The organism is Roseomonas elaeocarpi (assembly GCF_042433915.1).
In the GTDB taxonomy this organism is placed as follows: Bacteria; Pseudomonadota; Alphaproteobacteria; order Acetobacterales; family Acetobacteraceae; genus Roseomonas; species Roseomonas elaeocarpi.
This window is the reverse complement of the sequence record NZ_JBHLUN010000005.1, coordinates 255,100-281,330: the sequence shown is the minus strand read 5'-3', so window position 1 is coordinate 281,330 and position 26,231 is coordinate 255,100. Positions and strand designations below refer to the sequence as shown.

The following is a 26,231-nucleotide window of genomic DNA, read 5'->3' as shown; positions in this document are numbered from 1 at the left end:
CGGCCCACCGGCACCCTGCCGAACCGCCCCATGACGCGCCGCCTCCGCTTCTTCCTGCTGGCGCTTCTGGCCCTCCTCCTGCTCTCGGGCGGCGGGGCCTACTGGGCTTGGCGGACCTATCAGGCGGCTGGTCCGCTCGATGTGTCGAAGGCCGTGGTGATACCGCCCCGCTCTTCCACCCAGGACATTGCGGAGCGCCTGCGTGAGCAGGGCGTCACCTCCGTCAATGACACAGGTTTCGCGGCCGCGGCCTGGCTGACGCGCCGGCAAGGCCCCCTACGGGCCGGGGAATACCAGTTCCCCGCCCATGCCTCTGTCGCCGCCACCCTTGATGTCCTGCGCACCGCGAAGCCGGTCCAGCGCCTCCTGACCATTCCGGAAGGGTTGAGCGCTGAGCAGATCACCGCCCTGCTGCAGGCTGCCCCAGGTCTGACCGGTGATGCGCCGGTGCTGGAGGAAGCACAGATACTCCCCGACACCTACGCCTACGAGTGGGGAGACACGCGCGCCTCCGTGGTGCAGCGCGGCACGCGCGCCCTGCGGCAGTTCCTGGCCGAGGCCTGGGACAAGCGCCAGGACGGGCTTCCCTTCACGACGCCGCGCGATGCCCTGGTGCTGGCCAGCATCGTGGAGCGTGAGACCGGACGCCCGGACGAGCGGGCGCACGTGGCCGGCGTGTTTATCGGCAGGCTCCGCCTCGGCATGCCGCTGCAATCCGATCCGACAGTGGCCTATGCCTCGAACAACGGGAAAGCCCTCGACCGCGCGCTGACACGAGCGGACCTCGAGCGGGACCATCCGTTCAATACCTACCGCAATCGCGGCCTGCCACCGGGCCCGATCGCAGCACCGGGACGCGATGCCATCCAGGCGGTGCTGCACCCGGCGCAGACCGACGACCTGTACTTCGTCGCCAATGGCGAGGGCGGTCACAGCTTCGCCCGCACCCTGGACGAGCACAATCGCAACGTCCAACGCTGGAGGGCGCGGCTCCAGCCCCGCTGAGGCGGCTCGGGCGGGGTTGAGGGCGCGCAGAGCCCTTGCGCACGGCGCTGCGTCGCGCCATGCACCGCGCATGCCGATCTCATCCATGACCGGGTTCTCGCGCGTCGACGGAGTCTTCGCCGACGGCAGCCGGTTCACCTGGGAACTGCGCAGCGTGAACGGTCGCGGATTGGATCTGCGACTCAAGCTGCCACCGGGTCTCGAAAGCCTCGACGCGGCGCTGCGGGACCGTGCCGGCCAACAGTTTTTTCGCGGAAACATCGGCGCCGGCTTGACCGTCAAGCGCGAGGACCGGCGGCCGCGCCTGGTTCCCGATCCCGAGGCGCTGGAACAGGCCCTGCGCCTGGTCCTCGACCTTTCAGCCCGCATCCCCGGCGCATCGCCGCCGACAGCGGCCTCCATCCTGGCGCTTCCCGGTGTTCTTCAGGCCGAGGTGCAGGAAGCGGACCCCGTGGAGGAGGCCGCCCGGCGCGACGTCGTGCTTCTGGCCTTCGACGAGGCGCTGGCGGAACTCCTGGCCGCACGGCGGTCCGAGGGCACGAAGCTCGAGCAAATCCTGCGCACCCTGCTGGACGAGATCGGCACCCTCACGGAGCGGGCCGCCTCCGAGGCCGCGCGGCAGCCGGAACTCGTGCGCGCGAGGATGGAGGCCACCCTGAACGGTCTGTTGGGGGATCAGCGGCGAATTCCGGAAGATCGTCTGGCGGCCGAGGTCGCGCTGCTGGCCGGGCGGGCCGACGTGCGGGAAGAAATCGACCGGCTGCGCGCCCATGTTTCGGCGGCGCTGACGCTGCTGGATGAGGCGAAGCCGATCGGGCGCCGACTGGAGTTCCTGGCGCAGGAGTTCGGCCGCGAGGCCAATACACTGGGCGCCAAGTCGTCCTCGCTGGAACTGACCCACCTTTCGCTGGAGCTGAAGGGCGCCGTGGAACGCCTGCGGGAGCAGTCTGCCAATGTCGAGTGAAGCCACCATCCGATCGCCGTCGCGGCGGGGTCTCTGCCTCGTGCTCGTGGCGCCTTCGGGCGCCGGCAAGACCAGCGTGTCGCGGGCGTTGCTGGCGCAGGAGGACTCGATGGCTCTGTCGGTCAGCGCCACCACCAGGGCTCCGCGCGTGGGAGAGGTGGAAGGCGTTCACTACCATTTCCGCAGTCCCGAGGAGTTCGAGGCGATGGAGCGCGCCGGCGAGATGCTGGAAAGCGCTGCCGTTTATGGCCGCCGCTACGGCACGCCTCGCGCGCCGGTGCTGGCCTCCCTCGCCGCGGGCCGTGACGTGCTGTTCGACGTGGACTGGCAGGGCCATCGGCTGATCCGCGCCGCACTGCCCGGCGACGTGGTCGGCGTCTTCCTGCTGCCCCCCAGCCTGCCCGAGTTGGAGCGGCGGCTGCGCAGCCGCGGGCAGGATAGTGAGGCGGAGATCGCCCGCCGCATGGCCGCAGCGCGCGAGGACCTGTCGCACTGGGGCGATTTCGACCATGTCCTGGTGAACGAGGATTTCGAGGCCACCGTGCGCACCATCTCCGGCATCCTGGCCGCCGAGCGAACGCGCCGCGCCCGCAACCCGTGGCTGCCGGAGTTCGTGGCGGAACTGATGGCTGGGGGCCGGTGATGCCCCTCCTGCCCTCTTCCTTCCGGCCCAAGCCTTGAGCGGTATCTTCGGAATCGTCGGACCGGTCTTCCTGACGATCCTGATCGGCTACCTCGCCCGCCGCTTCAACCGGATCAGCGCCGACGGTCTGCGCGGGCTCAACGATTTCGTCTTCATGCTGGCGCTTCCCGCGCTGCTGTTCGAGGGCGCCACCAGTTCGGGGGGCCTGGGGGCGACGGTCGCGGTATCGGTGGCCTATTTCGCCGCCTGTATCCCCGTCTACCTGCTCGCGGTGTTGGTCGGTTGGAAGCTGCGGCGGCTGCGGCTGCAGGAGGCCGGCCTCTTCGGGCTGGATGCGAGCTACGGCAACCTGTCGATGGTGGGCATCCCCGTGGTTCTGGCGGCCTACGGCCAGGAAGGGCTGCACAACCTCCTGGCCATCCTGGCCTTCCACTCAATCCTGCTGCTGCCGATCGCCACGGTGATCGCCGAGTTTGGCATCAACCGAAACGCCTCGCTCCTCCAGGTTTTCCGCTCAACCGCGACCTCGCTGCTGAGCAACCCGGTGGTTCTGGCGGTTGCCGCGGGGGGATTGTGGTCGCTGCTCATGCCGCCGCTGCCCGATGTGCTGCGCAACCTGCTGCACATGCTGGGCTCGGCCGTATCGCCCGTGGCGCTGTTCTGCCTCGGCGCCAGCCTGACCGGCTTCAACATACGCCGTGACTGGCCGAACGCGGTGATAGGCACCGTGATCAAGCTGCTGGTTCTGCCGGCGATTGTTTGGGTCGTGGCGATAATGCTGAAGCTACCCCCCCTTGGCACGGCGGTGGCGGTGACGGCGGCAGCGACGCCCACGGGTGCCAACGCCTTTATCCTGGCCCGGCGCTACGCCACGGGGATGGACCGTTCCGGCGCCACGGTGCTTCTGGCGTCGGGCCTGTCCCTGGTGACGCTGAGCCTGATCGTCAGCCTCCTCGTCCTGCGGTCCGCACCCGGCTGACGTCCAATCGTCGGGAAGTCCCCGCTTGACGCCGCCCGAGGCCTCTCCTAGATCGCTGGCACTCTCTGGGCGCGAGTGCTAACACCCGCTGCGCCGGGTGTGGCCTCGAGCCCTGGGATCTCAAGTTGAGTGAGGCTCAGGAGCGTTCCATGAACTTCCGCCCCCTGCATGACCGCGTTCTGGTCCGTCGCGTGACGGCCGATGAGAAGACCGCGGGCGGCATCATCATCCCCGACTCTGCCAAGGAGAAGCCCCAGGAGGGCGAGATCGTGGCCGTCGGCACCGGCACCCGCAGCGAGAAGGGTGAGATCACCCCGCTCGACGTCAAGGCCGGCGATCGCATCCTGTTCGGCAAGTGGTCGGGCACCGAGGTGAAGCTGAACGGTGAGGACCTTCTGATCATGAAGGAATCCGACATCATGGGCGTCGTCGGCTAACAGCCACCGCGCTTTTCGCTTCCCTCCCCGAAATCAAACCAAGAGGTAGAGCAACATGGCTGCTAAGGACGTCAAGTTCGGCGCCTCCGCCCGTGAGCGCATGCTGCGCGGCGTGGACATTCTCGCCGACGCCGTGAAGGTCACGCTGGGCCCCAAGGGCCGCAATGTCGTGATCGACAAGTCCTTCGGCGCGCCCCGCATCACCAAGGACGGTGTGTCGGTCGCCAAGGAAATCGAGCTGGCCGACAAGTTCGAGAACATGGGCGCCCAGATGGTGCGCGAAGTGGCCTCGAAGACCAACGACCTGGCCGGTGACGGCACCACCACCGCGACCGTGCTGGCCCAGGCCATCATCCGCGAGGGTGCGAAGTCGGTGGCCGCCGGCCTGAACCCGATGGACCTGAAGCGCGGCATCGACAAGGCCGTCGCCGTGGTCATCGAGGACCTGAAGGCCAACACCAAGAAGATCTCCACCTCCGCCGAGGTCGCGCAGGTCGGTGCTCTGTCCGCCAACGGCGAGACCGAGATCGGCGAGATGATCGCGCAGGCCATGGAGAAGGTCGGCAACGAGGGCGTGATCACGGTCGAGGAAGCCAAGGGCGTCCAGACCGAGCTCGACGTCGTCGAGGGCATGCAGTTCGACCGCGGCTACGTTTCCCCGTACTTCATCACGAACGCGGAGAAGATGGTTGCCGAGCTCGACAACCCCTACATCCTGATCCACGAGAAGAAGCTGTCGCAGCTTCAGCCGATGCTGCCGCTGCTCGAGAGCGTCGTGCAGTCCGGCCGTCCGCTGATCATCGTGGCCGAGGACGTCGAGGGCGAGGCTCTGGCCACCCTGGTCGTCAACAAGCTGCGTGGTGGCCTGAAGATCGCCGCCGTGAAGGCGCCGGGCTTCGGTGACCGTCGCAAGGCGATGCTCGAGGACATCGCGATCCTGACCGGTGGCCAGGTCGTGTCCGAGGACCTGGGCATCAAGCTCGAGAACGTGACGCTCGACATGCTCGGCCGCGCCAAGACCGTGCGGATCGAGAAGGAGAACACCACGATCGTCGACGGTGCCGGTGAGAAGACCGACATCCAGGGCCGCGTGGAGCAGATCAAGGCGCAGATCGAGGAGACCACCTCGGACTACGACCGTGAGAAGCTGCAGGAGCGTCTCGCGAAGCTGGCCGGTGGCGTCGCCGTGATCCGCGTCGGTGGTTCCACCGAGGTCGAGGTGAAGGAGCGCAAGGACCGCGTCGACGACGCGTTGCACGCGACCCGCGCCGCGGTCGAGGAAGGCATCGTGCCGGGCGGCGGTGTTGCCCTGGCCCGCGCCTCGCTGAAGCTGAACAACGTGCAGGTGGTCAACGACGACCAGCGCGTCGGCGTGGAGATCGTGCGTCGCGCCATCCAGGTGCCGCTGCGCCAGATCGCCGAGAACGCCGGCCAGGACGGTGCGGTGGTTGCCGGCGACACGCTGCGCAACGACACCTACGACTACGGCTACGACGCGCAGACCGGCGAGTACAAGTCGCTGATCGCCGCCGGCATCGTGGACCCGACCAAGGTCGTGCGCACGGCGCTGCAGGACGCGGCCTCGGTCGCGGCGCTGCTGATCACCACCGAGGCGATGATCGCCGAGAAGCCCGCCAAGGCTTCGGCTCCGGCCGGTGGCCCGGGCGGCGGCATGGGCGGCATGGGTGACATGGACTTCTGATCCAACCGGATCAGGAGACTGCGGAACGGGGGCGGCTCTTCGGAGCCGCCCCTTTTTCGTTGCGGGCGTACGGGATCATTCCCTGCCGCCGGACGCGCGGCAGACGCGCGCCCGCACCGCTAACGGTTATCGGGCAGGCTGCCGAGGATTTCCGCCGTGTGCTCGCCGGGTGCGGGAAGGTCGTGCCGCACGCCCAGCCGGTGCGCGCCGAACTGCATCGGCAGCGCAGGCACGCCGCTGGCCCGTCCGTCTGGCAGCGTGAGCGGCAGCATCCCGCCCGCCGCCAGGTGCGGGTCGTCGTACAGGGCACCGGGTCGGTTGATGCGGGCGAAAGGCAGCCCCGCCTTCTCGCACAGCGCTTCCAGCTCCGCCGCGGGACGGGCGCCGACGATCCGCTGCACCAGTGGGATCAGCACGTCTCGGCCACCGGCACGCAGAGTGTTGGTGCTCCATCTCTCGTCGCGCAGCGCCGGATCGCCCAGGGCTTCGGCGAAGATCTCCCACTGGCGATCAGTGACGACGCCGATGAACAGGTCCTGCCCGTCGCCGGTGTGGAACACGTCGTAGACGCCCCAGGCGCGCTTGCCCGCGGCCATGGACGGGGGCGCGACGCCGGTGATCGCCTCCTGCAGCATGTGCGTGGAAACCAGGAAGGCGGCGTTCTCGAAGAGGCCCGACTGCACCGCCTGCCCCTCCCCCGTCACGTCGCGTTGGCGCAGGGCCGCCATCACCGCGATGGCGCCGAACATGCCGCCCATCATGTCGTTCACCGGCGCCCCGGCGCGAAGCGGTCGCCCCGGTGGCCCGGTCATGACGGCGAGGCCGCTCATCATCTGTACGACCTCGTCCAGGGCCGTGCGGTTTCCGTAGGGACCGTTCAGGAAGCCTTTGAGCGAACAGTAGATCAGGCGTGGGTTGCGGGCGCGCAGCGCCTCGTAGCCGAAGCCCTTCGCCGCCAGCCCGCCAGGGCGGAAGTTCTCGATCAGGACATCGGCGGTGTCGATCAGCCGGTGCAGGGCCTCGGCATCCGCGGGATCAGCGGGGTCGAGTTGCACGCTCTTCTTGTTGCGGTTGAAGGCCGCGAAGAAGCCGGTCCCCGAGTTGGTCAGGTAGCGCGTCCGATCGCCCTTCCCGTGCGGCTCGACCTTGATGACCTCCGCCCCGAGGTCGGCGAGCACGAGGCCGCAGGTCGGACCCATGACCATGTGGGAGAACTCGACAACGCGTATGCCCTCCAGCGGCAGCGGCGAGGGGGCGTTCATGCTGTTGCTCCCGGCTGGGGCTGCTGTCTGCGTCCGGTGCCCTCCGGTGCGATCGGGCCGCCAGCGTAGCGGAAGCCCTTCTCGGTCCCGACCTCCGCGAGGTAGCCGTAGGTTTCCTGCCCGGGGAGACCGTCTTCCATGATGCGGCGCGCCTCCATGAGGCGGTCCAGGTCGATGCCCGTGGAGATCCCCATGGCTTCCAGCATCCAGACAAGATCCTCGGTGACGATGTTGCCGGTCGCGCCCGGCGAGTAAGGGCATCCGCCGAGGCCACCGAGCGAGGCGTCGAAGGTGGTCACCCCCGCTTCCAGGGCCGCTACGACGTTGGCCAGCCCCTGCCCGCGCGTGTTGTGGAAATGGGCACCGCCGGCCCTGTCGCCGAGTTCCCGGTTCAAACGGGTGAAGAGCCGCCTCACCTGGGCCGGATTGGCCGTGCCGGTCCCGTCGGACAGGCCAACGCTGTCGACGCCGACCTCCACCAACCGCCCCGCCAGGGCGATCACCCAGTCCTCGCTGATCGGTCCCTGCAGGGTGCAGCCGAAGGCGGTCGAGATGCCGACCTCGACACCCAGGGAACGCCCCGCATCAAGTTCCGTCCGCAGCGCGCACACGCGCCGAACTTCTTCGACCGCCTGCTCGCAGGTCATGTTGACGTTGGCGAGGCTGTGCTGTTCGGACGCCGAGACCGGGATCGTCACCTTGTGCACACCGGCCTCCGCGGCTCGTCTGGCGCCCTTCAGGTTGGGGACCAGGGCCAACACCGTGAGGCCGTCGATGGTCACGGCGTCCCTCACCACCTCCGCCGCGTCGGCCATCTGCGGAAGGCGGGCCGGGTTCACGAAGGATCCAACCTCGATCTCCTGCAGGCCCGCAGCCGCGAGGGCCCGGACCCAGGCGATCTTGTGGCCGGTGGGCATCGCCTGCTTGACGCTCTGCAAACCATCCCGAGGACCGACCTCGCTGACGAGAACCTCCATCGCGCTTCCTTTATTTTCTGTCGGACAGAAATTATTTCCGCATATAAGAAAATAAGGTAAGCTGATTTTGGCTTCAACAAAATCCGCGGTGACGTGGTCTCGCAGCCCGCCGTGCTCTTTCCGGAAGAGGATCCCAATGAACGAGGCTGCTGCGCGGCGACGAGGAAGACCCCGACTGGCCCCGCCGACCAAGGAGGCTGGTGTCGAGGCCGTCAACCGGGCTCTGGAACTGCTGGCGGCCTTCGCGGCGGATGGCAGACCGCGCACCCTGGCTGACCTCTCACGGCAGACTGGATTTTACCCGAGCACGGTGCTCAGGCTCGCCGCCTCCCTCGCCAATGCCGGCTACCTGGTCCGCGACCAGGCGGGAGTGTTTCGCCTGGGGCCAATGCCGCTTCTTCTGGGCAGCCGTTATCAGACCGGCTTCGCACTGGCGGATGTCGTGCGCCCCGCTCTGAGAACCCTGGCACGGGAGCTCGGGGACACCGCGGCCTTCCACATTCGCGAGGGAACACACCGCGTCTGCCTGCTTCGAGAGCACGGTAATGGTGTTCTCCGACACCAGGTCGAGGAAGGAACTACACTGCCCCTCGACCGCGGGGCAGGCAGCCACATCCTCATCGCCTATGACGGCGAACCGACGGACAGGGGCGAGTTCGCGGAGATCCGGCAACAAGGCTTCGCCCTCTCGCTGGGCGAGCGTGATCCGGAACTCGCGGCCATTGCGGCGCCCGTATTCGCCGCACCCGGCCGGCTTGCGGGAGCACTGACAATCAGCGGGCCCAGGCACCGCTTCGCGCCGCCCGGGGTGGATCGCTACATCCGCAGCCTGCTGGACAAGGCTGAGGAGCTCACCCTGCAGTTGGGAGGAACTTCGCCCCTCGCCCGGTCAGGGCCGGGAGAGGCCGGTACCGAAGCGGCGACGGCCCCGGTGGAGGGCGGAGAGCAGCCGCGCTAGGACGCGGGCTCTTCCCAAACATCGATGGCGGAGGTCTTGCGCAGGATGCCCCGGGCGCGTTCCGTCTGGTCGACGTTGGCGGGCTTCACCACCACGATGGCCTGTCCATGCTCCGATGCTGCCGTGGACTCGGTGCCCGTTGCCCGCGCAGCGGCCTCGCTCAATCCGCCCGCCCCAGCTCCTGCCGCCACGGCGGCGCCAACGGCCGGTAGCGCCGCGCCGCCGGTGGCCACCACGACGCCCGCCGCGGCCATTCCGACGGCGGCAGCGGCCATGCTGGTCCGCATGGTGCGGAGGTTGCGATGCTCATCCTCGCGCAACGGCTCGGAGCCTGTGTGGCTGGGGGTCTCGCTCGGAGCATCGGCATGCCGGACCGAGATTTGCGACCGTGAGATCGCCTCGCCCTCGAGGTAGGACAAGGCGGCCTCGAGTTCTTCCCTGGTCCGGAAACTGGCCAGGATCGTTGGCTGGCTCGGCGTTTCGGAGGTCTGCGACATCGTTCTTCTCCCCTGCGTGACCGGGGATGAAACGTGTGGGCCGATCCTCCGTTGCCAGAGGTCGTTACGCTTCAAGCCTGGCGTCAAAGAACCTGGAAGCGGGCCTTGGTCGCGTGCTCGATGGCACCGGCGATGAGGCGGTCGATATCCAGGCCAATCCGGAAATCCTGCAGGAAGCGCAGTTCGTCCTGCGTGGCGTCGCCGTCGGCCGCGGCGACCTCGCAGGCCAGGAGATAGGCCGTTTCGCGCAGGCGCGGCGGCAGGGCGTCACGGATCAGGGTGATCGCCTCCTCCAGCCCGTCGGTATCCTCGAGCAGGCCGAGGACGATCTCGGTGACGATCGTGATACCGTTCGGATCGAAGTCGCTGAACGCCGGCAACTCCTTCACCAGCCGCGACATGGTGTTCAGCTCAGCGTCGGACATCTGCCGGTCACAAGCGCTCATGACCACCATGGACCCGACAAGTGCTTCCTGCACGGTCAGGCGAACAGGGGCGGGTGAGGCAGAACTCATATCGAGAGGCATGTCCGAGGTTGGCTCCTGAGATCACCGGTCTGGCAGCGGCCACCGGGCGCCGTCAATGCCACCGGGATCAAGCACCCGCGAGGTCGGGACGCAGGAACTCCCGCAGCCTGGTTGCCGCTTCGGCGAGCTTCAGCCGTTCCACTTCAACGCCTTCCGGGAGGCCTGCCAGGAGGCGGCTCGGGGCACGGGCATCGAGCAGCACGAAGACGCCGCGATCATCCCCACGGCGCACGAGGCGGCCGAAGGCCTGACGGAGGCGGTGCCGCGCGATGGCGTCATCCCAGCCGCTGGGCCGACCGGATGACAGGTGGAGTCGCCTCTCCCGGTGCAGGATCGTCGGGCGCGGCCAGGGCACGCGGTCGAAGACCAGCAGGCGCAGGGAACGCCCGGGCACGTCCACGCCGTCGCGCAGGGCATCGGTGCCAAGCAGGCATGCGTCCTCCTCGGCGCGGAAAACATCCACCAGCGTGGCGTTGTCCATCGCGTCCACGTGCTGGGCATAGAGAGGGATGCCCGCCTTCTCCAGGGCCGGTGCCATGCGGGCGTGGGCGTCGCGCAGGCGCCGCACCGCCGTGAAGAGGCCGAGCGCCCCGCCGCCGGCAGCGCGAAACAGCGCCGACATGGCCGCCGCCGCCTGACCGCCGTCGCGCCCCACGTCGGTGACCACCATGGCGCGGGTCTGGCGCGCGTAGTCAAAGGTCGAAGGCACGGCAGCACGGATCGCCGGCAGCGGCAGGTGCGACGCGCCGGTCTGCGCCTCGGCCGTGCTCCAGGCGATCTCCGGATCCCGCTCCGCCGTGTCGCGAAGGGTGGCGGAGGTGATCAGCAGCCCGTGCGCCGGGGCCGCCACGCCTAGGGCGAAGGGCTGCGTGGGATCGAGGTGATGCCGGTGCATCGCCGCATCCGCCACCCGCCCCTCGCGCCGGGACACGGCGAGCCAGTCCACGTAGACGGGCCGCGTGCCGGGTTCCGGTGGCTCGGTAGGAATGGCGCCCAGCATGGCATCCCAGGCCACCAGGGGCGTCACGGCCCGGCGGTCGAGATTGCGCCGGGCCGTGTCGAGCCGGATGCGGTCCCCCACCTCCAGGTCGGCCTCCGTATCCTCCAGCATCTCGCCCAAGCGATCGCGCAGGCTCCGCAGTGGGGCGAGCAGTTGCTGGAGCGCGCCGCGCAGCTCCGCCGCGGCCTCGAGCATCTCGGGATGAACGGGTGCCAGGTCGCATTCCGCATCGTAGAGCGGATCGGCTTCCGCCGTGCGGGCCAGGACCTGCAGCTTCACCGAAGACAAGAAACGCTCCGCCACGTTGCGCGGCGTTGCCGTATCGAGGCGCCCCGGCCAGCCAGGGGCCGGAAGCACCCCGCCCGCCTGAAGACCCGCGTCGACCAGAGGCAGCAGCGCTGGATGGTCGGTCAAGACTTCTTCCAGCCGCCGCCGCAGACCACGGGCGCGGCCGGAGCCACCTTCGGCACCCAGCAGCCAGCGCCGCAGCTCCGCCATCTCGCCGCCTGAGATGGCGGCGGAAAAGGCGCTGTCGGCGGCGTCGAAGATGTGGTGCCCCTCGTCAAAGACGTAGCGGACGGCCGGACCATCCTCGCCACCGCCGAGCGCCGCCTGCACCATCACCAAGGCGTGGTTCGCGACCACCAGCTTGGCGCCCGCGGCGCGACGGATGGAATGTTCGACGAAGCAGCGCTTCCAGTGGGGGCAGCCGGAATGAATGCACTCGCCGCGCCGGTCGGTCAGGTTGGCCACCGCGCCGAAGGGAAAGAGCTCCGCCAGCCAGCCGGGAAAGTCGCCGCCCTGCATGTCGCCATCTCGGGTCGCCAGCGCCCAGCGCGACACCAGGGCGATCGCCAGCAGCCGCGACGGCATGAGCCCGGCGGTCGCTTCCTCCAGGTTGAGGAGGCAGAGGTAGTTCTCCCGCCCCTTGCGGATCACCACCTCGCGCTTGCGCTGCTCCGGGTCCGGGTAGAGCCGCGCCAGCTCCCCGTCGATCTGCCGCTGGAGGTTGCGGGTATAGGTCGAGATCCAGACCGGGGCGCCGTTGCGCTCCGCCCAAAGCGAGGCCGGGGCGATGTAGCCCAGCGTCTTGCCGGTTCCCGTACCGGCTTCCGCCAGGACGACCTGCGGCGCTCCCGGTGCTTCGCGGGGCGCGAAGGCCAGCGCGGCCGCCGAGGCGAAGTCGGCCTGGGCCGGCCGCTGCTCCGCCTCGCCGCCCAGGATTTCCGCCAGCCTGGAGCGGGCCTCGGCGGAACTGACCGGCAGGGAGCCGGGCGGGGTGGGCGGCGCGGTGTCTTCCCAATCCGGCAGGCGGCGCCAAACCTTCAGCGGGTCCGAGGACGGCTTGACCCCTTCCTGCCCGAGGGCCGCCATGACCGAGGCGGCCCAAGGCCAGTCCATACCCTCGCGCAGCCGAGCGGCCAGCACCGCCGCGTCGCGGTTGAGGGGAACGTTCCGCGCCATCGAGAGGCGACGCAGCAGCAGGGTCGCCATGTCCGGCAGCAACACGGCCGCCGCCTCGTCATCCGCGGGCAGGTCGAGGCCGAGCGCCATCGCCAGCCCACGCGGCGTGGGCGGGGCGACCTGCGCGGGGGCGGCGAAGGCAAACAGCTCCAGCAGGTCGAAGCAGGCGGCGAACTGCGGCAGGCCGAGACGCCGGGCGGTGGCGGGCGCGTGAACCAGCATGGGGGGCGGAAGCTCCTCCAGGCGTTCGGCGAGAGCGCGCGCCGGAAGGGTTTCGATCTCCCCATCGGGCGTGAGGAGGGTGGCTCGTCCGACACCGGCGACCAGGGCCGGCACCTGAGGCAGCAGAAGGCGGGGCGTGGCTGAGCGGGAAGACGTCACGGCCGGGTCATAGCGAAGTCGCCGCCTCCCGTCTCGCCGTACCACATTCGTTCCGTAGGGAAATACCTCCGAACGCAACCTGGCCCACGTGGCGGGTCCGAAAATCTGCGCGCAGGATGGCTGCCGGTCCAACTCGCCCCCTTCCGCTCGCAGGGCTTCCCCGGTAGCCAGCTTCCCACCATGCCTCAGTCCGCCAACCCGTCCCTTCGCACGACCCGCGCCTGGCCCTTCGAGGAAGCGGCGAAAGTCGCTGACCGCCTCGCCGCGGCCGGCAAGGGCACCGCGCTGTTCGAGACGGGCTACGGGCCGTCGGGCCTGCCTCATATCGGCACTTTCGGCGAGGTGGCGCGCACCACCTGGGTGCGCCGGGCCTTCGAGGCCATGACCGGCCAGCCCTCCCGCCTGCTGGCCTTCAGCGACGACATGGACGCGCTGCGCAAGGTGCCGGACAACGTGCCCCAGGCGGAGCTGCTGCGCGGCTTCATCGGACGCCCGCTGACCCAGGTACCGGACCCCTTCGGGACGCATGACAGCTTCGGGGCGCACAACAACGCGCGCCTGCGGAGCTTCCTCGACGCCTTCGGCTTCGACTACGAGTTCGCCTCCTCCACCGAATACTACCGCAGCGGCCGCTTCGATGCTGCCCTGATCCGGATGGCGGAGGCGCATGAGGAGGTGCTGCGGGTCATCCTTCCGACCCTGGGGCCGGAGCGCCGCGCGACCTATTCGCCCTTCCTCCCCGTCCATCCGCGCACCGGGTTGGTGATGCAGGTGCCCATGGAGGAGGTCCGCCCCGCCGACGGAACCCTGGTCTGGCGCGATCCGGACACGGGCGAGCGGTTCGAGACGCCGGTCACCGGCGGCCACTGCAAGGCCCAGTGGAAGGCCGACTGGGCGCTTCGCTGGTACGCCCTCGGCGTGGACTACGAGATGTCGGGCAAGGACCTGATCGACAGCGTCAAGCTGTCCAGCCAGATCTGTCGGATTCTGGGGGCGGAGGCGCCGATCAGCTTCACCTACGAGCTATTTCTCGATGCGCAGGGCCAGAAGATCAGCAAGTCGAAGGGCAACGGCCTGACCATCGAGGAATGGCTGCGCTACGGGCCACCGGAGTCGCTGTCGCTGTTCATGTACAACTCGCCGCGCAGCGCCAAGCGGCTCCACTTCGACGTGATCCCCCGCGCCACCGACGAGTACCTGTCGCAGGTGGAGAAGTTCGGTGCCTCGGGCGACGCCGCGAATCCGGCCTGGCACATCCATGCGGGCCACCTGCCCAACGGCGCCGGCAGCCCGATCCCCTTTTCGATGCTGCTGAACCTGGCCGTGGTGGCGAATGCCGAGAGCACGGAAATGCTCTGGGGCTACGTCCGCCGGTACCTTCCGAGCGCCTCGCCGGAGAGCGAGCCGATGCTGGCGCGCCTGCTGGAGCACGCCCTGGCCTACTACCAGGACTTCGTGAAGCCGGCGAAGCAGTACCGTGCCGCCAGCGCCGGGGAGCGCGAGGCCATGACCGTGCTGGCAGACCTGCTGCGCCGCGACAAGGCCGCGCTCGAAGCCCTGCCGCAGGCCGAGCGTGCCGCGGCGATCCAGGATCTCGTCTACGACGCAGGGCGGCGTGAACCCTTTCTGCAGCCGGGCAAGGACGGGCGCCCCGGCGTGTCGATCAGCTGGTTCGAGGCGCTGTACCAAGTGCTCCTGGGGCAGCAGAAGGGACCGCGCTTCGGTGGCTTCGTGGCCCTGTACGGCATTGATGAAACGATCAGTCTGATCGAGCATTCGCTGCAGCGGGAACAGGTGCCCTCGTGACCATCCCTCCGGCTCTTCGCAAGCATGGGCCGACAGCCTTCGGCCTGCTGCTGCTCGTCGGCGCGCTCTACGTCGTGCAGCGCGAGTTGAGGGACCTGAAGCTTTCCGATGTTCTGACCTCGCTCCAGGCAACGCCATCCCACACAATCTGGATGGCGGCGGGATGGACCCTCCTCGCCTACGCGGTGCTCACCATCTACGACCGCCTGGGCAGTGTGTATGCCGGGAAGCCCATTTCCTACTCGCGGACCGCCCTGGCCTCCTTCTGCGCCTATACACTGGCGCACAACATCGGCTTCGCGGCCGTATCCGGTGCGGCCGTCCGTTACCGCTTCTACGCGGCCTGGGGGCTGACGCCGCAGGAGATCGCGAAGGTCATCGCCTTCACCAGCCTGACCTTCGGACTGGGCGGCTTCGCCCTGGGCGGCATCGTGCTGATGACGAACCCCGAGGTCCTCGGCTGGGTCGGCCCCGACAAGCTGATCCCGAACTGGGCCGCGCATATCGTGGCCTTGGTGATGTGGGCGGTGGTCGGGACCTACATCGTGCTGGCCCGCCTCGTCCCGCACCTCAACCTGTTCGGGCACAAGGTAGACCTGCCGGGACTGCGGCTCGCGGTGGCGCAGGTGCTGCTGGCGAGCGTCGACGTGGCCGTGACAGCGATGATCTTCTACGTCCTGCTGCCGGAAGGGCAGCCGGGTGCACCGCCCCTCACCTTCCTCGCCTTTCTTGGCATCTACGTGGCCGGCTACACCGCCGGCCTTGCCTCGAACGTACCGGGCGGCCTCGGCGTGTTCGACAGCTTCATCCTGACGAGCCTGGCATCCTACGTGCCGCTTCCCCAAGCGGTCGGGGCGTTGTTCCTGTTCCGGCTGTTCTACTACATCATTCCCCTCTTCCTGGCCGCCGCCCTCTTTGTCGGCTTCGAGCTCGGTCAGCGGCGTCCGGTCATGCGCCGCCTGCAGACGGAAGCACGGGTCGCCGACACGCTCGAAGCGCCGGTGATCGCGGCCCTGACGGCGCTGGCCGGTCTCGTTTTGCTGTTCATCGGCTCTCTCCCGACCGGGCGGGAGGGGATTGCCTCGCTCGGACGCTGGGCCAGCCTCGGTAACCAGTTCGCTGCTTCCGTGGTGGGCTCGCTGCTCCTGGTCGTGGCCTGGGGGCTGCTGCGCCGGCTGACCCTCGCCTGGTATTCCGGGCTGCTGCTGCTCGCTGTTAGCGCGGGCATCCTGTTCCTGCGCGGAGATCCCTGGCTGGTGATCGTGGCCCTGGCCGCGATCCTGGTGCTGCTCGCGATCATGCGGCGGTCTTTCTACCGCCATGCCCGGCTTACCTCCGAGCCGCTCAAGGGAAGCCGCGTCTTCTCCATCGCGGCCGGCGTACTCTGCTGCCTCGCCCTGGCAGCCCTGGCGCATGAAGGCAGGGTTTCCACTGCATCGTGGTGGCAGGTCGTGCTTTCAGGCCATGCTCCGACCTCCCTCCGATTCGCCATCGTGGCCACCGTCACGCTGCTCCTGCTGGCAGCGCTGCGCCTGCTACGCCCGGCGCGGACGACCGCCAGTCCCTATGACGAGGCCGCACGGTCCCGCCTGATCCGGCTGGGCGCCCGTCATGCCGCCTCGGCCGCGGGCAGCAACCTGGGGGCCGTCTTCTCGGAGGATGGCAAGGCAGGTCTGGCCTTCCGGCGATACGAGGATGTTTGGCTCGGCCAGGGCGATCCGGAAGGGGAGAGCCACGCGCGCGCTGCCCTGGTATGGCGCTTCAAGGACCTTTGCGACGCGGCCGGGGTGGAGCCGGCCTTCGCCGATATCGGCAAGGGTCTGCAGCGCACCTATGAGGACGCTGGCCTCACCGTCATCCCCCTGCCCGGGGGCCGGGCCCTCGCCTGCCGCACCGAACGCGACCCACAGCGGATCATCGCGCTCGTACAGGGTGGGCAGCCGGGCTGAGCGCCTACTGGCTGGCCCAGATGATCCTGTGCATCCAGGTGATGTCGGCGAGATCGAAACTGTAGTTGGGGTGCGCAGGGTTGAGGCTCGCCAACTCGATCTTGCGGGCTGATTGCCGAAGCAGCTCCTTCGCCATCACCTCTCCGCCGCGGGTGCGGACCACCACCCGGTCCCCACGCCGAATGGGGGCGGCCGGTGACACGATGATTGTGTCGCCGTCACGAAACACCGGTTCCATCGATTCGCCGGAAATCTCCAGCGCGTAGGCGTTCGGGTCCGAAACCTCCGGCACGCTGATCTCATCCCAGCCGGCGCCGACAGGGTAGCCGCCATCGTCGAAGTAGCCGGCACTGCCAGCCTGGGCGAGCCCGATCAACGGGATGCGACGTGCTGGCCGCACGACTCCGCGGAAGTTCGTGGGCACCCCGGTGACCAGTCCTGCGAAGGTGTCGATTCCACTGTTTGTCGCCTCCAGGATTTTGGCCAGGCTTTCCGTGGAGGGCCAACGAGCCCGCCCATCAGGGCCTGTGCGCTTGGAAGGGTTGAAGGCGGTCGGGTCGAGACCGGCCTTGCGCGCCAAACCGGAAGCGGAGAGCCCGTTCTCGGCGGCCAGCGCGTCGATCGCGCGCCAAATATCGTTGTGCTCCATGGGCCTCTTATCCTAGGTGGAGATTCTGGAGGCAATAGGAAGTTTATCTTAACCGCTGATTGACGACCGACGGCTTTCAAGCAATGTTCCCATTATGTTCAACCCTGAGGCGAGGACAGCCCCCCGATGACCACCGCCGCTCACCGCGCCACGTCGCATTCTGCCTATGCAAGCATCACCAAGGCGGAACCTTTTCACAGCGCCGAGGAGGCTTGGCTCTGGACCATGGCCGCCCTTGTTGCGCGACGCGACGGAGCCCGAATCGTCGCCGGCCGCGGAAGCGTGGTTCGGCCCTGCGAGCCGGATGATGTCGTGAAGTGCCTCGACCGCTTGTACCGGCAGCGCCGGGTCGACCTGACCCACGCCCGTATCCTGCGCATCTGGGGAGAGCGCGGCGAGGCGCCGAGCGCGACCCACCCGCGTGACCGGCACGATCACCGGCTGTGGCGTGAAGCGCTCGACCGCCTCGAATGGTCCCTGCGGGTGAAGGGTATCGTGGCGGGTAACCAGGGCAGCCTGGTGGTCGGGGACAGCAACGTGGTGCAGTTAGATCCGGCCGGACGGCGTTGAGCGGCCTTTCCGCGCGCAGCACACCGCCAGCAGCTCCGGGAGAAATCCCGGAGCCTTCGGCGACTCGTCCGGCGCACCGCAGGCGTGGTCTCGAGGAGCAGCAGCAGGCCTGGATCGTGTTCGGCGGCGCGGCCGATCAGTTCTGGCTCCGGTTGTTGAAGCCGGGCTTCCGACACTGCTTCGCCGCACTGCGCGACGCCGAGGGATGGACCATCCTAGACCCTCTTTCGGGTCGGCTCTTGGTGACCCGGCTCGACCTCCCGGCCAGCTTCGACATGCCCGGCTTCTGGCAACGCTCGGGTCTGGTCGTGTGCGGACCGTTGCCTTTGGGGCGTCCCCGTCCCGGCCTGCCACCCTTCGGGATCCTCTCCTGCGTCGCGCTTTGCCGCAGCACACTAGGACCAAATGCCCCATTTGCGCTGACGCCCTACGGTTTGCATCGTGCTCTTAACAGAAAGTTTCAGGACCTAGGAAAAACTTCTTGACTTCGTACTGCGGACCTGTCTAAAACCACTTCATCAACGGGCGAGTTGCGCCCACGTCCTTCCCCGCCGTCCTGCAAGGCTCGCTTCGAGGTTTCGAAGCGAGCCTTTCTCGTTGTGGCGGGGTGTTTCTTCTTTGCAGGAGAGCATCAGAGCATGGGTAGCCTGTTCAGCGCTCCGAAACCCGTGGTGATTGCCACACCGACCGTCACGACAGCCCCTGCGGCCGAGAGCGCGGCCGTGGCCGACGAGGCCGCGACGGCCGCGCGGGAAGACACGGCCGCGCGTCGGCTGCGGGGCCTTGCCGGCACCATCGCCACCTCGGATCGCGGTGTGCTGACCCCGCTGGCGAACTTGCCGCAGACCGCCCGCAAGACGCTGCTGGGGGAGTGAGCCGATGACTCCCGACATCATCCTGGAGCGCTTCGGCGCGGCGCTGGATCGCCGTCGTCCCTGGGAAACGGTGTGGCAGGACTGCTACGACCACGTGCTGGCGGCCTCGCCGGGCTCGGGCGGCGGCAACATGTTCGATGCCACCGCCTCCGACGCGGCGGAACAGCTCGCGGCCTCGCTGCTGGCGGAACTGACCCCACCCTGGTCGCGCTGGTTCGGCCTGACACCCGGTCGCACCATCGAGGAGGGCGCCGATCGCCTCGCCGCCGCGACGGCGCTGGAGCAAGCGGCGGAAACCCTGCAGAGCCACCTCGATCGCTCCTCCTTCGCGATGGAGATGCACCAGGCCTTCCTCGACCTTGTGGTTGCCGGGACCGCGGTTCTGCTGGTGGAGGAAGCGGCGCCCGGGGAGGCCTCGGCGCTGCGCATCCAGGCGATCCCCTTGCGTGAATGCGTCCTCGAGGAAGGCGCCTCCGGCCGGCTGGACACGGTGTATCGGAGCGCGATGCTGACGCCGGCCGCCATCACCGAGCGCTGGCCCACGGTGTCGCTGCCGGCCGCGCTCCGCACGGTCGATACCAAGCTGCGCGTCGTGGAGGCGGTCTGGCCAGACGAGGGAGGCTACCGCCTCGCGGCAGTGCTGGACCACGACGGGCAGGCGGAGCTGCTGACCTCGGGCCACTTCGCCCGCAGCCCCTTTATCGCCTTTCGCTGGATGAAGGCTTCCGGCGAGGTGTACGGGCGCAGCCCCGTGATGAAGGCACTGCCCGACATCCGCACCGCCAACAAGGTGGTGGAGCTGGTCCTGAAGAACGCCTCGATCGCCGCGACGGGGATCTGGCAGGCCGACGACGACGGCGTGCTGAACCCGGCCACGGTGCGGCTGGTGCCGGGCGCAATCATCCCCAAGGCGCCCGGCTCCTCCGGGCTGACACCACTCGCGGCACCGGGCAACTTCGACGTGTCGCAGCTGGTGTTGTCGGACATGCGGGCCCGCATCCGCACCGCCCTGCTGGCCGACCGCCTGCAGGCGCTGAACGCCACGTCGATGACCGCGACCGAGGTGCTGGAGCGCTCGGCGCAGACGGCCCGCATCCTGGGCGCGACCTACGGTCGCCTCCAGGCGGAGCTGCTGACGCCGCTGGTGGCCCGCTGCCTGTCGATCCTGCGCCGGCGCGGCGAGGTTCCGCCGCTGCTGCTCGACGGGCACGAGGCGAGGCTGTCCTACCAGTCGCCTCTGGCGCGGGCGCAGGGCCGGGCGGATGCGGCGAACATGATGCTGTTCCTGCAGGCCGTGGCCGCGCTGGGGCAGGATGCCGCACGGCAGGTCGACCTTGCCGCGGCGACGCGACACCTGGCCCAGGCACTTTCCGCGCCCAGCGACGTGCTGGTGCCGATCGCAACCGAGGAATGAGAGGGCTCATGTCAGACAGTCTCCTGGACGCGGCGCAGATGGACGGCTCCGAGGCCGGCACCCCCGAGGCGAGGGCGCAGGACCTTTCGGTACCGTCCAAGTTCATCGACGCCGCCACCGGTCAGGTCCGCGTGGATGCGCTGCTGAAGTCCTACCTCGAGCTGGAGCGGAAGCTTTCCCAACGCACCGCCCGTCCCGGCCGGGATGCCTCGCCCGAGGAGCGGCAGCGTTTCCGCACCGCCATGGGCATTCCCCAGAGCGCCGAGGAATACCAGGTCGAGGCGCGGCACGAGCTCTGCGGTCCGGATCCAGACATCAACGCCCGGCTGCACGAGGCCGACTTCGCGCCTGATCAGGTCCAGCTCGTCTACGACCTCGCGGCGGAACGCCTGGTGCCCATCATCGCCGAGGCGGCGTCGCAGTTCGAGGCCAGCCGGCAGCTCGAGAAGCTGCGCAGCCAGCACGGCGGCGAGGAGCGCTTCTCGCAGCTGTCGCGGCAGATCGCGGCCTGGGGCAAGGCAAACCTGCCCCCGGAGGTGTTCTCGGCACTTTCCACCACGGCGGAGGGCGTCAACGCCATGCACGGCATGATGGGCCGGCAGGAACCGGCGGTGACGCGGCAGGCGGAACAGCCTGAACCGGCCGACGAGGAAGGCCTGCGCCGCCTGATGCGGGACCCGCGCTACTGGCGCAACCGCGAGCCAGAGCTGATCCGGCGCGTCACCGAGGGGTTCCGGCGCCTCACGGGTAGTTGAGGAACGGTCAGGACTCCGCCCCTCAACGACGCGGTTACGGTCACGTTGATGACCTGACGCCCAACCGGCGGATCGTGACGACCTGGCCACTTCCCCCCTCGGGCCAGGCTGATCCACTGCCGGGCCGGAGTAGCCCTTCCCCCCAAGGGTGATCCGGCAGCATGGGGGCGGGTGTCGTCTCCCACTATCCCCCGACGACACCCGCCCCCATCCCTCCGTCCCATTCCGACGAACCCAACCGGCAGACCGTCGCCTCCCAGACAGGAGGGCCGCGGCCTGCCGGCGTTCGTCGTTCCCGCCCGGCTGCCTGGCCTCCGTCACGGAGGGAACCGGGACGCCGGTGCTTATCCTCGTCCCATGGAGAAGATGCGTGGCCGGTCAAATCGATGCCGCTTTCGTCAAGCAGTTCGAGGCTGAGGTGCACGACGTCTGTCCGCCGAGGTTCACCAGCCGATCCGGGTAAGGCCTATGTGCGTTGTGCGCGCTGGACGAATCGGGCATTCGGTAGACCCAGGGGGACCCGCGGGCACCCCCACCTGCCCGGGTATTCCCGGGTATTTCCCCGGGTACCGGAGCTACCGGCCATGCTGACGGACAAGGAAGTGCGCGCCGCCGAGAAGCGCGACAAACCCTACCGGCTTTCGGACGGCCAGGGCCTACATCTGCAGGTCACCACCGCGGGTGGCAAGCTCTGGCGGTACCGGTACGAAATCGCCGGCCGGGAGAAGATGCTGGCCTTGGGGAAGTACCCGGCCATGGGGCTCGCAGCAGCCCGCAAGGCACGCGAGGCAGCGCGGGCACACCTCGACGAGGGTCGCGATCCCAGCGTCGAGAAACGCCTGAAGCGTGTGGCTGAGGCCGCTGCTGCTGACACAACGTTCGAGGCGGTGGCGCGCGCGTGGTTCAAGCAGAAGGGTCCGACCCTGGTGCCTGCGCACGCCAAGATCGTGCTCTCGACCCTGGAGAAGGACGCCTTCCCTGCCCTAGGCCGGCTGCCCATCAGCCAGATCAGTGTGCCGATCGTGCTCAGCGTCCTGCGTAAGATGGAGCGACGTGGCGCCGGCCACAGCGCGCGGCGCCTGCGCCAGCGCATCAGTGCTGTGTTCACCTTTGCGATCGCGTCAGGCCTGACGGAGATGGACCCGGCCGCGAGCGTGCATCGCGCGATGGCGCCGGTGACGCGCAACCGCCAGCCGGCGATCACGGACCTCGACGGCGTCCGCAAGCTGCTGCGTGCGGTGGAGACCGCGGAGGGGTTCCCGACCATGCTCCTGGCTCACCGGTTCCTGGCGCTGACGGTCGTGCGCCCCGGCGAGCTGCGCGCCGCAGAGTGGACTGAGATCGAGGATGAGGACGGCCCTGAGCCGGTGTGGCGAATCCCTGCCCCACGCATGAAGATGAAACGCGAGCACCTGGTGCCGCTGGCGCCACAGGCGGTGGAGGTGATCAAGGCACTGCGGGCGCTGGGCAAGCGCGGGAAGCTGCTGTTCCCTCACCGTTGGAATTCGGGCCTGCCAATGAACCAGAACTCGCTGGGCCACCTGCTCGACCGTGCAGGCTACGACAAGGTGCACGTCCCGCACGGGTGGCGGGCAGCGTTCTCGTCCATCATGAACGAGCGCTACCCGGCAGATCGAGGCGTGATCGACCTGATGCTGGCGCACGCCCCGAAGGACAAGGTCGAGGCAGCCTATAACCGGGCGCAGCACCTGCAGCGCCGGCGGGAGATCAGCCAGCTTTGGGCCGATCTCCTGCTCGAGGGCGGCCTATCGGCCGCCGACCTGCTGGACCGCGCCGGCCGAGTCGCGCGGGCCGATGCCTGACACGGTGGTAGGAAGCCGGTCCTGCCATTCCTTCACCTCGGACTGACGCCACCGCACCTGCCCTCCCCCGATCTCGCGCGGCCGTGGAAAGGAGCCCTCGGCGATCCGCCGGTAGATGGTGGAGCGGGTCATGCCGACGTGGTTTTCCACCTCGCCGATGCGCAGGAGGCGATCGAGCTCCTGGATCGCTTCAGACATCGGTGCCTCCCTCATCTGCCGGTGCGGTCGGAAGCCGCTCGAACCTCCCGTCGAAGAACTCCCCGGGCGGCCGGACCCAGAGCCGCCCGTCCGTGCCGCGGTAGACCGCCAGGCAGTGCCCCTCCTTGATCTCGCGCGCCGCCTGCACGCTGGCGATGCCGACGAAGGTGTAGGTCGTGCCGCGCTTCCGGTGGCGGAACTGGCTGCCGTCCCGCGGAGGGGTAGTGGTGCCGTCAGGCATCGGCCCCTCCTGCAACTGAATATGGAGCGGTTGGCCGAACGCCGGTCATCGCACCAGCCACATCAACCAGACGAGAAAAAACAGAAACGCCAAGGCTGTGCCGTACGGATGGTTGAAGCACAGGTCATTGATCCACTTTTTCACTTCCGTCCCCGCTCTTCATCACACACGTCTCGAACGAACCGCACGGCCATCGCGGCCACCTGCACCGCCTCGAGCCTCATGGCTTTGAGATCACGTCGCTTCTGGTTCGTTTTCACATGCTCCCAGAGTTCGTCCACCTCTTCCAGCAGCACGGCATAAGCCTCGTGAGCGCTGTTCATTGGCGGCCACTTGCTTTCAGCAGTGGCGACCTCCTCGCCGATCGCGGTCAGCAGCTCGTTCAGATCAGCGTCCATTCGCTCGGCGCGCTGCTCGGACGTTGTTCCGATCATGCTGCGATCCTCCGGTTGTCGATGAACCAGCCTAGGCCGCAGCGGCTAAGGGCTTCGTTGGCGACGGTGCCCATGCCCAACAGGACGATGCCGGTTCCTGGGCTCTCCCCGCGCGTGCCGTCGGGGCGGACGAACTTCGTCTTCCCGCGTGGGAAGAGTGCCGTCTCGGCGCTGATGGCGTGGTCGTGGAACCATCCCGCCGAGGTACGCGCGGCCACTAGGGCAATGCCGTTCCCGTGCCGCAGGAACTTCGACAGCCACGGCACCTGCCCGTTGCGGCCACCAAAGGGCGGGTTGAGCCAAACGAGCCCGTGCCAGGGCTGCGCAAGGCCGTCATCGCTGGCTGTCATGAACCGGCGGCACGGAACCGACAGGAATGCGCGGCCCTCCTCGGGCTGGCAGGGGTCGAGGTCGAACGTCAGACCAAGACCCGCGAAGATCTCCGGTGGCGTGAACCACTCGTCCGACGCGCCGACGCAGGGCTCGTGCTCACCCATTCCCTCGCCCCTCCACCAGCTCTGCCAGCCGCCGCTCGAAGCCTCGCTCCACCTGGCGCACCGCTTCCGGGTGCTGATGCGCCACGCTGGCGAGGTTCAGCCCGTTCATGGCGCGCAGGCGTCGCACCGATGCGACATCCGGGCACTGGTCCAGCGCCTTCGCCCAACCGGCGGCCCAGACCTGCACGTCGGTGGCGGAGCTGATCCGCGCACGCATTTCGTGCAGGGTGCCGTCGAGGGTGACGAGGGGTAGTCCCTCGGTGGTGGCGGTGTCGCTCATGCCGCAGTCCTCCGGAGAGCAGGCGCCAACGCGTGCGAGGCGTTAACCTCCGCCAGCAGCCGCGCCATCCGCTTCGGCACGCTGTTGCCGATGAGGCGCATCGCCTCGGTCTTGGTGAGGGGCCGCTGCCGGCCGTCGAGGGTGATGGAGCCGGGCAGCCGCAGCTCGTGCGCCCGCGCCGCCTCCTCCGGCGTCAGCATCCGCATGCCGATGTCCACGATGGCGTAGGGCTGCCCGGCCAGCGTGACCGTCACCACGCCGAAACGCGCCTTCGTGGTCACGGTGGCGAGCGGCTCGGCGCAGCCCTGCGAGGTGGTGCCCTCGCTGTAGTACTGCTGCAGGAAGGCCACGACCGCGGCGACGTGCTCGCCGCCGGAGGTCAGGGTCGGCACCGGATCGGTGGCGTCCCGCGCCGTGCTGGTGCCGCGCAGGTGCGCCAGGTAGGCCACGCCCAGCTGCTGCTGGCTGCCTGCCGTGGTCATGGTGGAGACGGGTTCCGCCATGTCATGCCCGACCACGCCGAGGTTGTGCTGCACCATCCAGGCGGCCACGAGGGCGAACTTGTTCGCGCCCACCTGCGTGCCGATCGGCTCGTGGATGTCGAGCACGCGCGGAGCCTGTCCCTCGCGCTCGCCGTAGCCCATCTGGATCAGGGTGGGCGCCACCACGGCGAACTCGCCGCCCTTGGCGGTGGTGATGGTCGGCAGCGGCTGCCCGACCAGGTGGCTGCGCAGCTGCCCGGAGTGCGTCACCGGGATCAGGAACGGCTCCGGGCTGTCCAGCACGTAGCGTTTCATGCCCGCGGCGATGCGGCGCATCGTCGCCGGCGCCAGCGGCCGGGCGCGGTCGAAGATCGACGGGCACGGGATGCTCCAGTCGATGATCGCCGCCGCCGGCACCCAGGGCTTGAGCCCCGCCGCCTTCGCCTGGGCGCGCGGCGCGTGGGTCGGCACCGGCCAGCGGATTGGCAGGCCGTCCCGACGCGCCACGGCGAAGAACCGCCGGCGGGTGGTCGGCACGCCGAAGTCGGCGCAGCAGAGGTCCCGGTCCTCGTAGGCGTAGCCGAGGCCGCGCAGATGCTGCACCCAGGCGCGGAAGCTGCGACCCAGCTGCCGGCGATCGCGCACGAGCTGCTGCTCGCGCACCGGCACCCGTTCGCCAGGTGCCGCCACGGTGCCGTCGGCCTTCAGCACCCGGCCGGTGGCGGCGTCGCGCTTGGCCACCAGCGGACCCCAGCCGCGGATCTCGCGAACATTCTCAACGTAGATCACCTCAGGCTGCGTCACGCCGGCCCAGCGGCAGACCTGCCAGGGCAGCGACCGGACCCGGGGCGAGCGCGGTGCGCCGCCCTTGGCCACCGAGTGGTCCCGGCAGTCCGGCGAGGCCCAGAGCACTTTGACCCGCCGTCCGCCGGTGGCGCGCAGGGGGTCGACGTCGAAGATGTCGCCGCGGACGTGCACGGTGTGCGGGTGCCGCGCGGCGTGGGCGGCTAGCGCCACGTCGTCGTGGTTGTTCGCCACGGACACAGGGAAGCCGGCTTCCTCCAGGCCGTCGCAGGCGCCGCCGAGGCCGGCGAACAGCACCACGGTGATGCCGGCGTCGAGAGGCCACTGCGCAGGGGCGCGCTTGCGACCGGCCGCCCGGATGAAGTTCGAGCCGTCAGGCATCGGCCTGCTCCTCGCGAGCGGCTGCGAGGGCGGCCTTGCCGCGCTCCGTCAGCACGTAGGTGTTGAAGGCGACGCCCGGGGCGAGCAGACCCTTGGCGATGCAGCGGTCCACCTGCAGTGGCCAGTCGAAGCCGGGTTCCTTCGCGGACCGGTTCTGCGGCACGTCGCTGTAGGCACCGGCCCGGCGCACGCAGCCGGCGGTCTCCGCCTTGTCGAGAACCCGGAAGTGCGACTTGAACAGCTTCGGGACCGATGCGGGTGCGGTGGCGGCAGCCAT

Annotated in this window: 27 protein-coding genes; 14 read left to right on the top strand and 13 right to left on the bottom strand. The window is 68.9% G+C overall.

What is annotated here, in order from left to right; translation table 11 throughout:
* The first annotated feature begins 30 nt into the window (after positions 1-30).
* The 6 genes from mltG to groL all read left to right on the top strand — a co-directional run bounded on the left by mltG (position 31) and on the right by groL (position 5,730).
* Complete coding sequence (gene mltG / locus ACFFGY_RS06925) at positions 31-1,005, top strand: endolytic transglycosylase MltG (RefSeq protein WP_377043714.1); 975 nt, start codon at positions 31-33, stop codon at positions 1,003-1,005.
* A gap of 70 nt (positions 1,006-1,075) precedes the next feature.
* A complete protein-coding gene (locus ACFFGY_RS06920; protein ID WP_377043713.1) occupies positions 1,076-1,969 on the top strand; it encodes a YicC/YloC family endoribonuclease in 894 nt (297 codons plus the stop codon).
* Positions 1,959-2,612, top strand: a complete 654-nt coding sequence (gene gmk, locus ACFFGY_RS06915) for a guanylate kinase (RefSeq protein WP_377043712.1) — start codon at positions 1,959-1,961, stop codon at positions 2,610-2,612. The genes ACFFGY_RS06920 and gmk overlap by 11 nt, the downstream gene beginning before the upstream one ends.
* Before the next feature lie 34 nt (positions 2,613-2,646).
* Positions 2,647-3,591 (top strand): AEC family transporter, encoded by a 945-nt coding sequence (locus tag ACFFGY_RS06910; RefSeq protein WP_377043711.1) that lies wholly within the window; start codon positions 2,647-2,649, stop codon positions 3,589-3,591.
* 149 nt (positions 3,592-3,740) lie between these two features.
* Positions 3,741-4,028: a co-chaperone GroES gene (groES, locus tag ACFFGY_RS06905; protein ID WP_377043710.1), complete on the top strand. Its 288-nt coding sequence runs from the start codon at positions 3,741-3,743 to the stop codon at positions 4,026-4,028.
* Between the two features lie 55 nt (positions 4,029-4,083).
* The gene (gene groL, locus ACFFGY_RS06900; RefSeq protein WP_377043709.1) at positions 4,084-5,730 is read left to right on the top strand and encodes a chaperonin GroEL; all 1,647 of its coding nucleotides are present in this window, start codon (positions 4,084-4,086) and stop codon (positions 5,728-5,730) included.
* A gap of 119 nt (positions 5,731-5,849) precedes the next feature.
* Here the strand turns inward: groL and ACFFGY_RS06895 are convergent, their stop codons facing one another.
* Together ACFFGY_RS06895 and ACFFGY_RS06890 are read right to left on the bottom strand one after the other, a co-directional pair.
* Positions 5,850-6,992, bottom strand: a complete 1,143-nt coding sequence (locus ACFFGY_RS06895; RefSeq protein ID WP_377043707.1) for a CaiB/BaiF CoA transferase family protein — start codon at positions 6,990-6,992, stop codon at positions 5,850-5,852.
* Positions 6,989-7,969 carry a hydroxymethylglutaryl-CoA lyase gene (locus ACFFGY_RS06890; protein ID WP_377043706.1) on the bottom strand — a complete coding sequence of 327 codons (981 nt, stop codon included), beginning with the start codon at positions 7,967-7,969 and terminating at the stop codon, positions 6,989-6,991. Before ACFFGY_RS06890 ends, ACFFGY_RS06895 begins: the two co-directional genes overlap by 4 nt.
* Before the next feature lie 136 nt (positions 7,970-8,105).
* On the opposite strand from ACFFGY_RS06890, the gene ACFFGY_RS06885 reads away from it, so the two are divergent.
* Complete coding sequence (locus ACFFGY_RS06885) at positions 8,106-8,927, top strand: IclR family transcriptional regulator (protein WP_377043705.1); 822 nt, start codon at positions 8,106-8,108, stop codon at positions 8,925-8,927.
* Here the strand turns inward: ACFFGY_RS06885 and ACFFGY_RS06880 are convergent.
* The 3 genes from ACFFGY_RS06880 to ACFFGY_RS06870 form a co-directional block, all read right to left on the bottom strand.
* A complete protein-coding gene (locus ACFFGY_RS06880; protein WP_377043704.1) occupies positions 8,924-9,424 on the bottom strand; it encodes a hypothetical protein in 501 nt (166 codons plus the stop codon). The two genes, ACFFGY_RS06885 and ACFFGY_RS06880, sit on opposite strands and share 4 nt — an antisense overlap.
* 83 nt (positions 9,425-9,507) lie before the next feature.
* Positions 9,508-9,939 carry a tellurite resistance TerB family protein gene (locus ACFFGY_RS06875; protein ID WP_377044029.1) on the bottom strand — a complete coding sequence of 144 codons (432 nt, stop codon included), beginning with the start codon at positions 9,937-9,939 and terminating at the stop codon, positions 9,508-9,510.
* Between the two features lie 79 nt (positions 9,940-10,018).
* Entirely contained in the window at positions 10,019-12,637 is a 2,619-nt protein-coding gene (locus ACFFGY_RS06870; protein ID WP_377043703.1) for an ATP-dependent DNA helicase, read from the bottom strand.
* A 339-nt stretch (positions 12,638-12,976) separates the two neighbouring features.
* Between ACFFGY_RS06870 and ACFFGY_RS06865 the strand changes: the two genes are divergently transcribed.
* Together ACFFGY_RS06865 and ACFFGY_RS06860 are read left to right on the top strand one after the other, a co-directional pair.
* Positions 12,977-14,602: a lysine--tRNA ligase gene (locus ACFFGY_RS06865; RefSeq protein WP_377043702.1), complete on the top strand. Its 1,626-nt coding sequence runs from the start codon at positions 12,977-12,979 to the stop codon at positions 14,600-14,602.
* The gene (locus ACFFGY_RS06860) at positions 14,599-16,551 is read left to right on the top strand and encodes a phosphatidylglycerol lysyltransferase domain-containing protein (RefSeq protein ID WP_377043701.1); all 1,953 of its coding nucleotides are present in this window, start codon (positions 14,599-14,601) and stop codon (positions 16,549-16,551) included. The genes ACFFGY_RS06865 and ACFFGY_RS06860 overlap by 4 nt, the downstream gene beginning before the upstream one ends.
* Positions 16,552-16,555: 4 nt before the next feature.
* Here ACFFGY_RS06860 and ACFFGY_RS06855 read toward each other — a convergent pair whose 3' ends face one another.
* On the bottom strand, positions 16,556-17,200 hold the full coding sequence (locus ACFFGY_RS06855) for a S24 family peptidase (protein WP_377043700.1): 645 nt from the start codon (positions 17,198-17,200) through the stop codon (positions 16,556-16,558).
* Positions 17,201-17,326: 126 nt separating this feature from the next.
* On the opposite strand from ACFFGY_RS06855, the gene ACFFGY_RS06850 reads away from it, so the two are divergent.
* From ACFFGY_RS06850 to ACFFGY_RS06830, 5 genes are all read left to right on the top strand, one after another.
* Positions 17,327-17,770: a hypothetical protein gene (locus ACFFGY_RS06850; RefSeq protein ID WP_377043699.1), complete on the top strand. Its 444-nt coding sequence runs from the start codon at positions 17,327-17,329 to the stop codon at positions 17,768-17,770.
* Between the two features lie 638 nt (positions 17,771-18,408).
* The gene (locus ACFFGY_RS06845; RefSeq protein ID WP_377043698.1) at positions 18,409-18,645 is read left to right on the top strand and encodes a hypothetical protein; all 237 of its coding nucleotides are present in this window, start codon (positions 18,409-18,411) and stop codon (positions 18,643-18,645) included.
* Between the two features lie 4 nt (positions 18,646-18,649).
* Positions 18,650-20,059, top strand: coding sequence for a portal protein (locus ACFFGY_RS06840; protein ID WP_377043697.1), 1,410 nt, complete (start codon positions 18,650-18,652; stop codon positions 20,057-20,059).
* A gap of 8 nt (positions 20,060-20,067) precedes the next feature.
* Complete coding sequence (locus ACFFGY_RS06835) at positions 20,068-20,814, top strand: capsid assembly protein (RefSeq protein ID WP_377043696.1); 747 nt, start codon at positions 20,068-20,070, stop codon at positions 20,812-20,814.
* 584 nt (positions 20,815-21,398) lie between these two features.
* A complete protein-coding gene (locus ACFFGY_RS06830) occupies positions 21,399-22,637 on the top strand; it encodes a tyrosine-type recombinase/integrase (RefSeq protein WP_377043694.1) in 1,239 nt (412 codons plus the stop codon).
* On the opposite strand, the gene ACFFGY_RS06825 is transcribed toward ACFFGY_RS06830, so the two are convergent.
* The 7 genes from ACFFGY_RS06825 to ACFFGY_RS06795 all read right to left on the bottom strand — a co-directional run bounded on the left by ACFFGY_RS06825 (position 22,581) and on the right by ACFFGY_RS06795 (position 26,231).
* Entirely contained in the window at positions 22,581-22,835 is a 255-nt protein-coding gene (locus ACFFGY_RS06825) for a helix-turn-helix transcriptional regulator (protein WP_377043693.1), read from the bottom strand. The genes ACFFGY_RS06830 and ACFFGY_RS06825 overlap by 57 nt on opposite strands.
* Positions 22,828-23,076 carry a hypothetical protein gene (locus tag ACFFGY_RS06820; RefSeq protein ID WP_377043692.1) on the bottom strand — a complete coding sequence of 83 codons (249 nt, stop codon included), beginning with the start codon at positions 23,074-23,076 and terminating at the stop codon, positions 22,828-22,830. Before ACFFGY_RS06820 ends, ACFFGY_RS06825 begins: the two co-directional genes overlap by 8 nt.
* 140 nt (positions 23,077-23,216) lie before the next feature.
* The gene (locus tag ACFFGY_RS06815; protein ID WP_377043691.1) at positions 23,217-23,510 is read right to left on the bottom strand and encodes a hypothetical protein; all 294 of its coding nucleotides are present in this window, start codon (positions 23,508-23,510) and stop codon (positions 23,217-23,219) included.
* The gene (locus ACFFGY_RS06810) at positions 23,507-24,007 is read right to left on the bottom strand and encodes a DNA N-6-adenine-methyltransferase (RefSeq protein ID WP_377043690.1); all 501 of its coding nucleotides are present in this window, start codon (positions 24,005-24,007) and stop codon (positions 23,507-23,509) included. The genes ACFFGY_RS06815 and ACFFGY_RS06810 overlap by 4 nt, the downstream gene beginning before the upstream one ends.
* A complete protein-coding gene (locus ACFFGY_RS06805) occupies positions 24,000-24,287 on the bottom strand; it encodes a hypothetical protein (RefSeq protein WP_377043689.1) in 288 nt (95 codons plus the stop codon). Before ACFFGY_RS06805 ends, ACFFGY_RS06810 begins: the two co-directional genes overlap by 8 nt.
* A complete protein-coding gene (locus ACFFGY_RS06800; RefSeq protein ID WP_377043688.1) occupies positions 24,284-25,954 on the bottom strand; it encodes a DNA cytosine methyltransferase in 1,671 nt (556 codons plus the stop codon). Before ACFFGY_RS06800 ends, ACFFGY_RS06805 begins: the two co-directional genes overlap by 4 nt.
* A complete protein-coding gene (locus ACFFGY_RS06795; RefSeq protein WP_377043687.1) occupies positions 25,947-26,231 on the bottom strand; it encodes a hypothetical protein in 285 nt (94 codons plus the stop codon). Before ACFFGY_RS06795 ends, ACFFGY_RS06800 begins: the two co-directional genes overlap by 8 nt.

What these genes read in the sequence shown, in the direction of transcription:
- ACFFGY_RS06825 (WP_377043693.1), bottom strand. Translation starts at nt 22,835, where the DNA reads ATGTCTGAAGCGATCCAGGAGCTCGATCGCCTCCTGCGCATCGGCGAG.
- mltG (WP_377043714.1), top strand. Translation starts at nt 31, where the DNA reads ATGACGCGCCGCCTCCGCTTCTTCCTGCTGGCGCTTCTGGCCCTCCTC.
- ACFFGY_RS06805 (WP_377043689.1), bottom strand. Translation starts at nt 24,287, where the DNA reads ATGAGCGACACCGCCACCACCGAGGGACTACCCCTCGTCACCCTCGAC.
- groES (WP_377043710.1), top strand. Translation starts at nt 3,741, where the DNA reads ATGAACTTCCGCCCCCTGCATGACCGCGTTCTGGTCCGTCGCGTGACG.
- ACFFGY_RS06890 (WP_377043706.1), bottom strand. Translation starts at nt 7,969, where the DNA reads ATGGAGGTTCTCGTCAGCGAGGTCGGTCCTCGGGATGGTTTGCAGAGC.
- ACFFGY_RS06870 (WP_377043703.1), bottom strand. Translation starts at nt 12,637, where the DNA reads ATGCTGGTTCACGCGCCCGCCACCGCCCGGCGTCTCGGCCTGCCGCAG.
- ACFFGY_RS06885 (WP_377043705.1), top strand. Translation starts at nt 8,106, where the DNA reads ATGAACGAGGCTGCTGCGCGGCGACGAGGAAGACCCCGACTGGCCCCG.
- ACFFGY_RS06840 (WP_377043697.1), top strand. Translation starts at nt 18,650, where the DNA reads ATGACTCCCGACATCATCCTGGAGCGCTTCGGCGCGGCGCTGGATCGC.
- ACFFGY_RS06880 (WP_377043704.1), bottom strand. Translation starts at nt 9,424, where the DNA reads ATGTCGCAGACCTCCGAAACGCCGAGCCAGCCAACGATCCTGGCCAGT.
- ACFFGY_RS06820 (WP_377043692.1), bottom strand. Translation starts at nt 23,076, where the DNA reads ATGCCTGACGGCACCACTACCCCTCCGCGGGACGGCAGCCAGTTCCGC.
- ACFFGY_RS06875 (WP_377044029.1), bottom strand. Translation starts at nt 9,939, where the DNA reads ATGAGTTCTGCCTCACCCGCCCCTGTTCGCCTGACCGTGCAGGAAGCA.
- ACFFGY_RS06845 (WP_377043698.1), top strand. Translation starts at nt 18,409, where the DNA reads ATGGGTAGCCTGTTCAGCGCTCCGAAACCCGTGGTGATTGCCACACCG.
- ACFFGY_RS06810 (WP_377043690.1), bottom strand. Translation starts at nt 24,007, where the DNA reads ATGGGTGAGCACGAGCCCTGCGTCGGCGCGTCGGACGAGTGGTTCACG.
- groL (WP_377043709.1), top strand. Translation starts at nt 4,084, where the DNA reads ATGGCTGCTAAGGACGTCAAGTTCGGCGCCTCCGCCCGTGAGCGCATG.
- ACFFGY_RS06855 (WP_377043700.1), bottom strand. Translation starts at nt 17,200, where the DNA reads ATGGAGCACAACGATATTTGGCGCGCGATCGACGCGCTGGCCGCCGAG.
- ACFFGY_RS06795 (WP_377043687.1), bottom strand. Translation starts at nt 26,231, where the DNA reads ATGGCTGCCGCCACCGCACCCGCATCGGTCCCGAAGCTGTTCAAGTCG.
- ACFFGY_RS06920 (WP_377043713.1), top strand. Translation starts at nt 1,076, where the DNA reads ATGCCGATCTCATCCATGACCGGGTTCTCGCGCGTCGACGGAGTCTTC.
- ACFFGY_RS06895 (WP_377043707.1), bottom strand. Translation starts at nt 6,992, where the DNA reads ATGAACGCCCCCTCGCCGCTGCCGCTGGAGGGCATACGCGTTGTCGAG.
- gmk (WP_377043712.1), top strand. Translation starts at nt 1,959, where the DNA reads ATGTCGAGTGAAGCCACCATCCGATCGCCGTCGCGGCGGGGTCTCTGC.
- ACFFGY_RS06865 (WP_377043702.1), top strand. Translation starts at nt 12,977, where the DNA reads ATGCCTCAGTCCGCCAACCCGTCCCTTCGCACGACCCGCGCCTGGCCC.
- ACFFGY_RS06800 (WP_377043688.1), bottom strand. Translation starts at nt 25,954, where the DNA reads ATGCCTGACGGCTCGAACTTCATCCGGGCGGCCGGTCGCAAGCGCGCC.
- ACFFGY_RS06815 (WP_377043691.1), bottom strand. Translation starts at nt 23,510, where the DNA reads ATGATCGGAACAACGTCCGAGCAGCGCGCCGAGCGAATGGACGCTGAT.
- ACFFGY_RS06835 (WP_377043696.1), top strand. Translation starts at nt 20,068, where the DNA reads ATGTCAGACAGTCTCCTGGACGCGGCGCAGATGGACGGCTCCGAGGCC.
- ACFFGY_RS06830 (WP_377043694.1), top strand. Translation starts at nt 21,399, where the DNA reads ATGCTGACGGACAAGGAAGTGCGCGCCGCCGAGAAGCGCGACAAACCC.
- ACFFGY_RS06850 (WP_377043699.1), top strand. Translation starts at nt 17,327, where the DNA reads ATGACCACCGCCGCTCACCGCGCCACGTCGCATTCTGCCTATGCAAGC.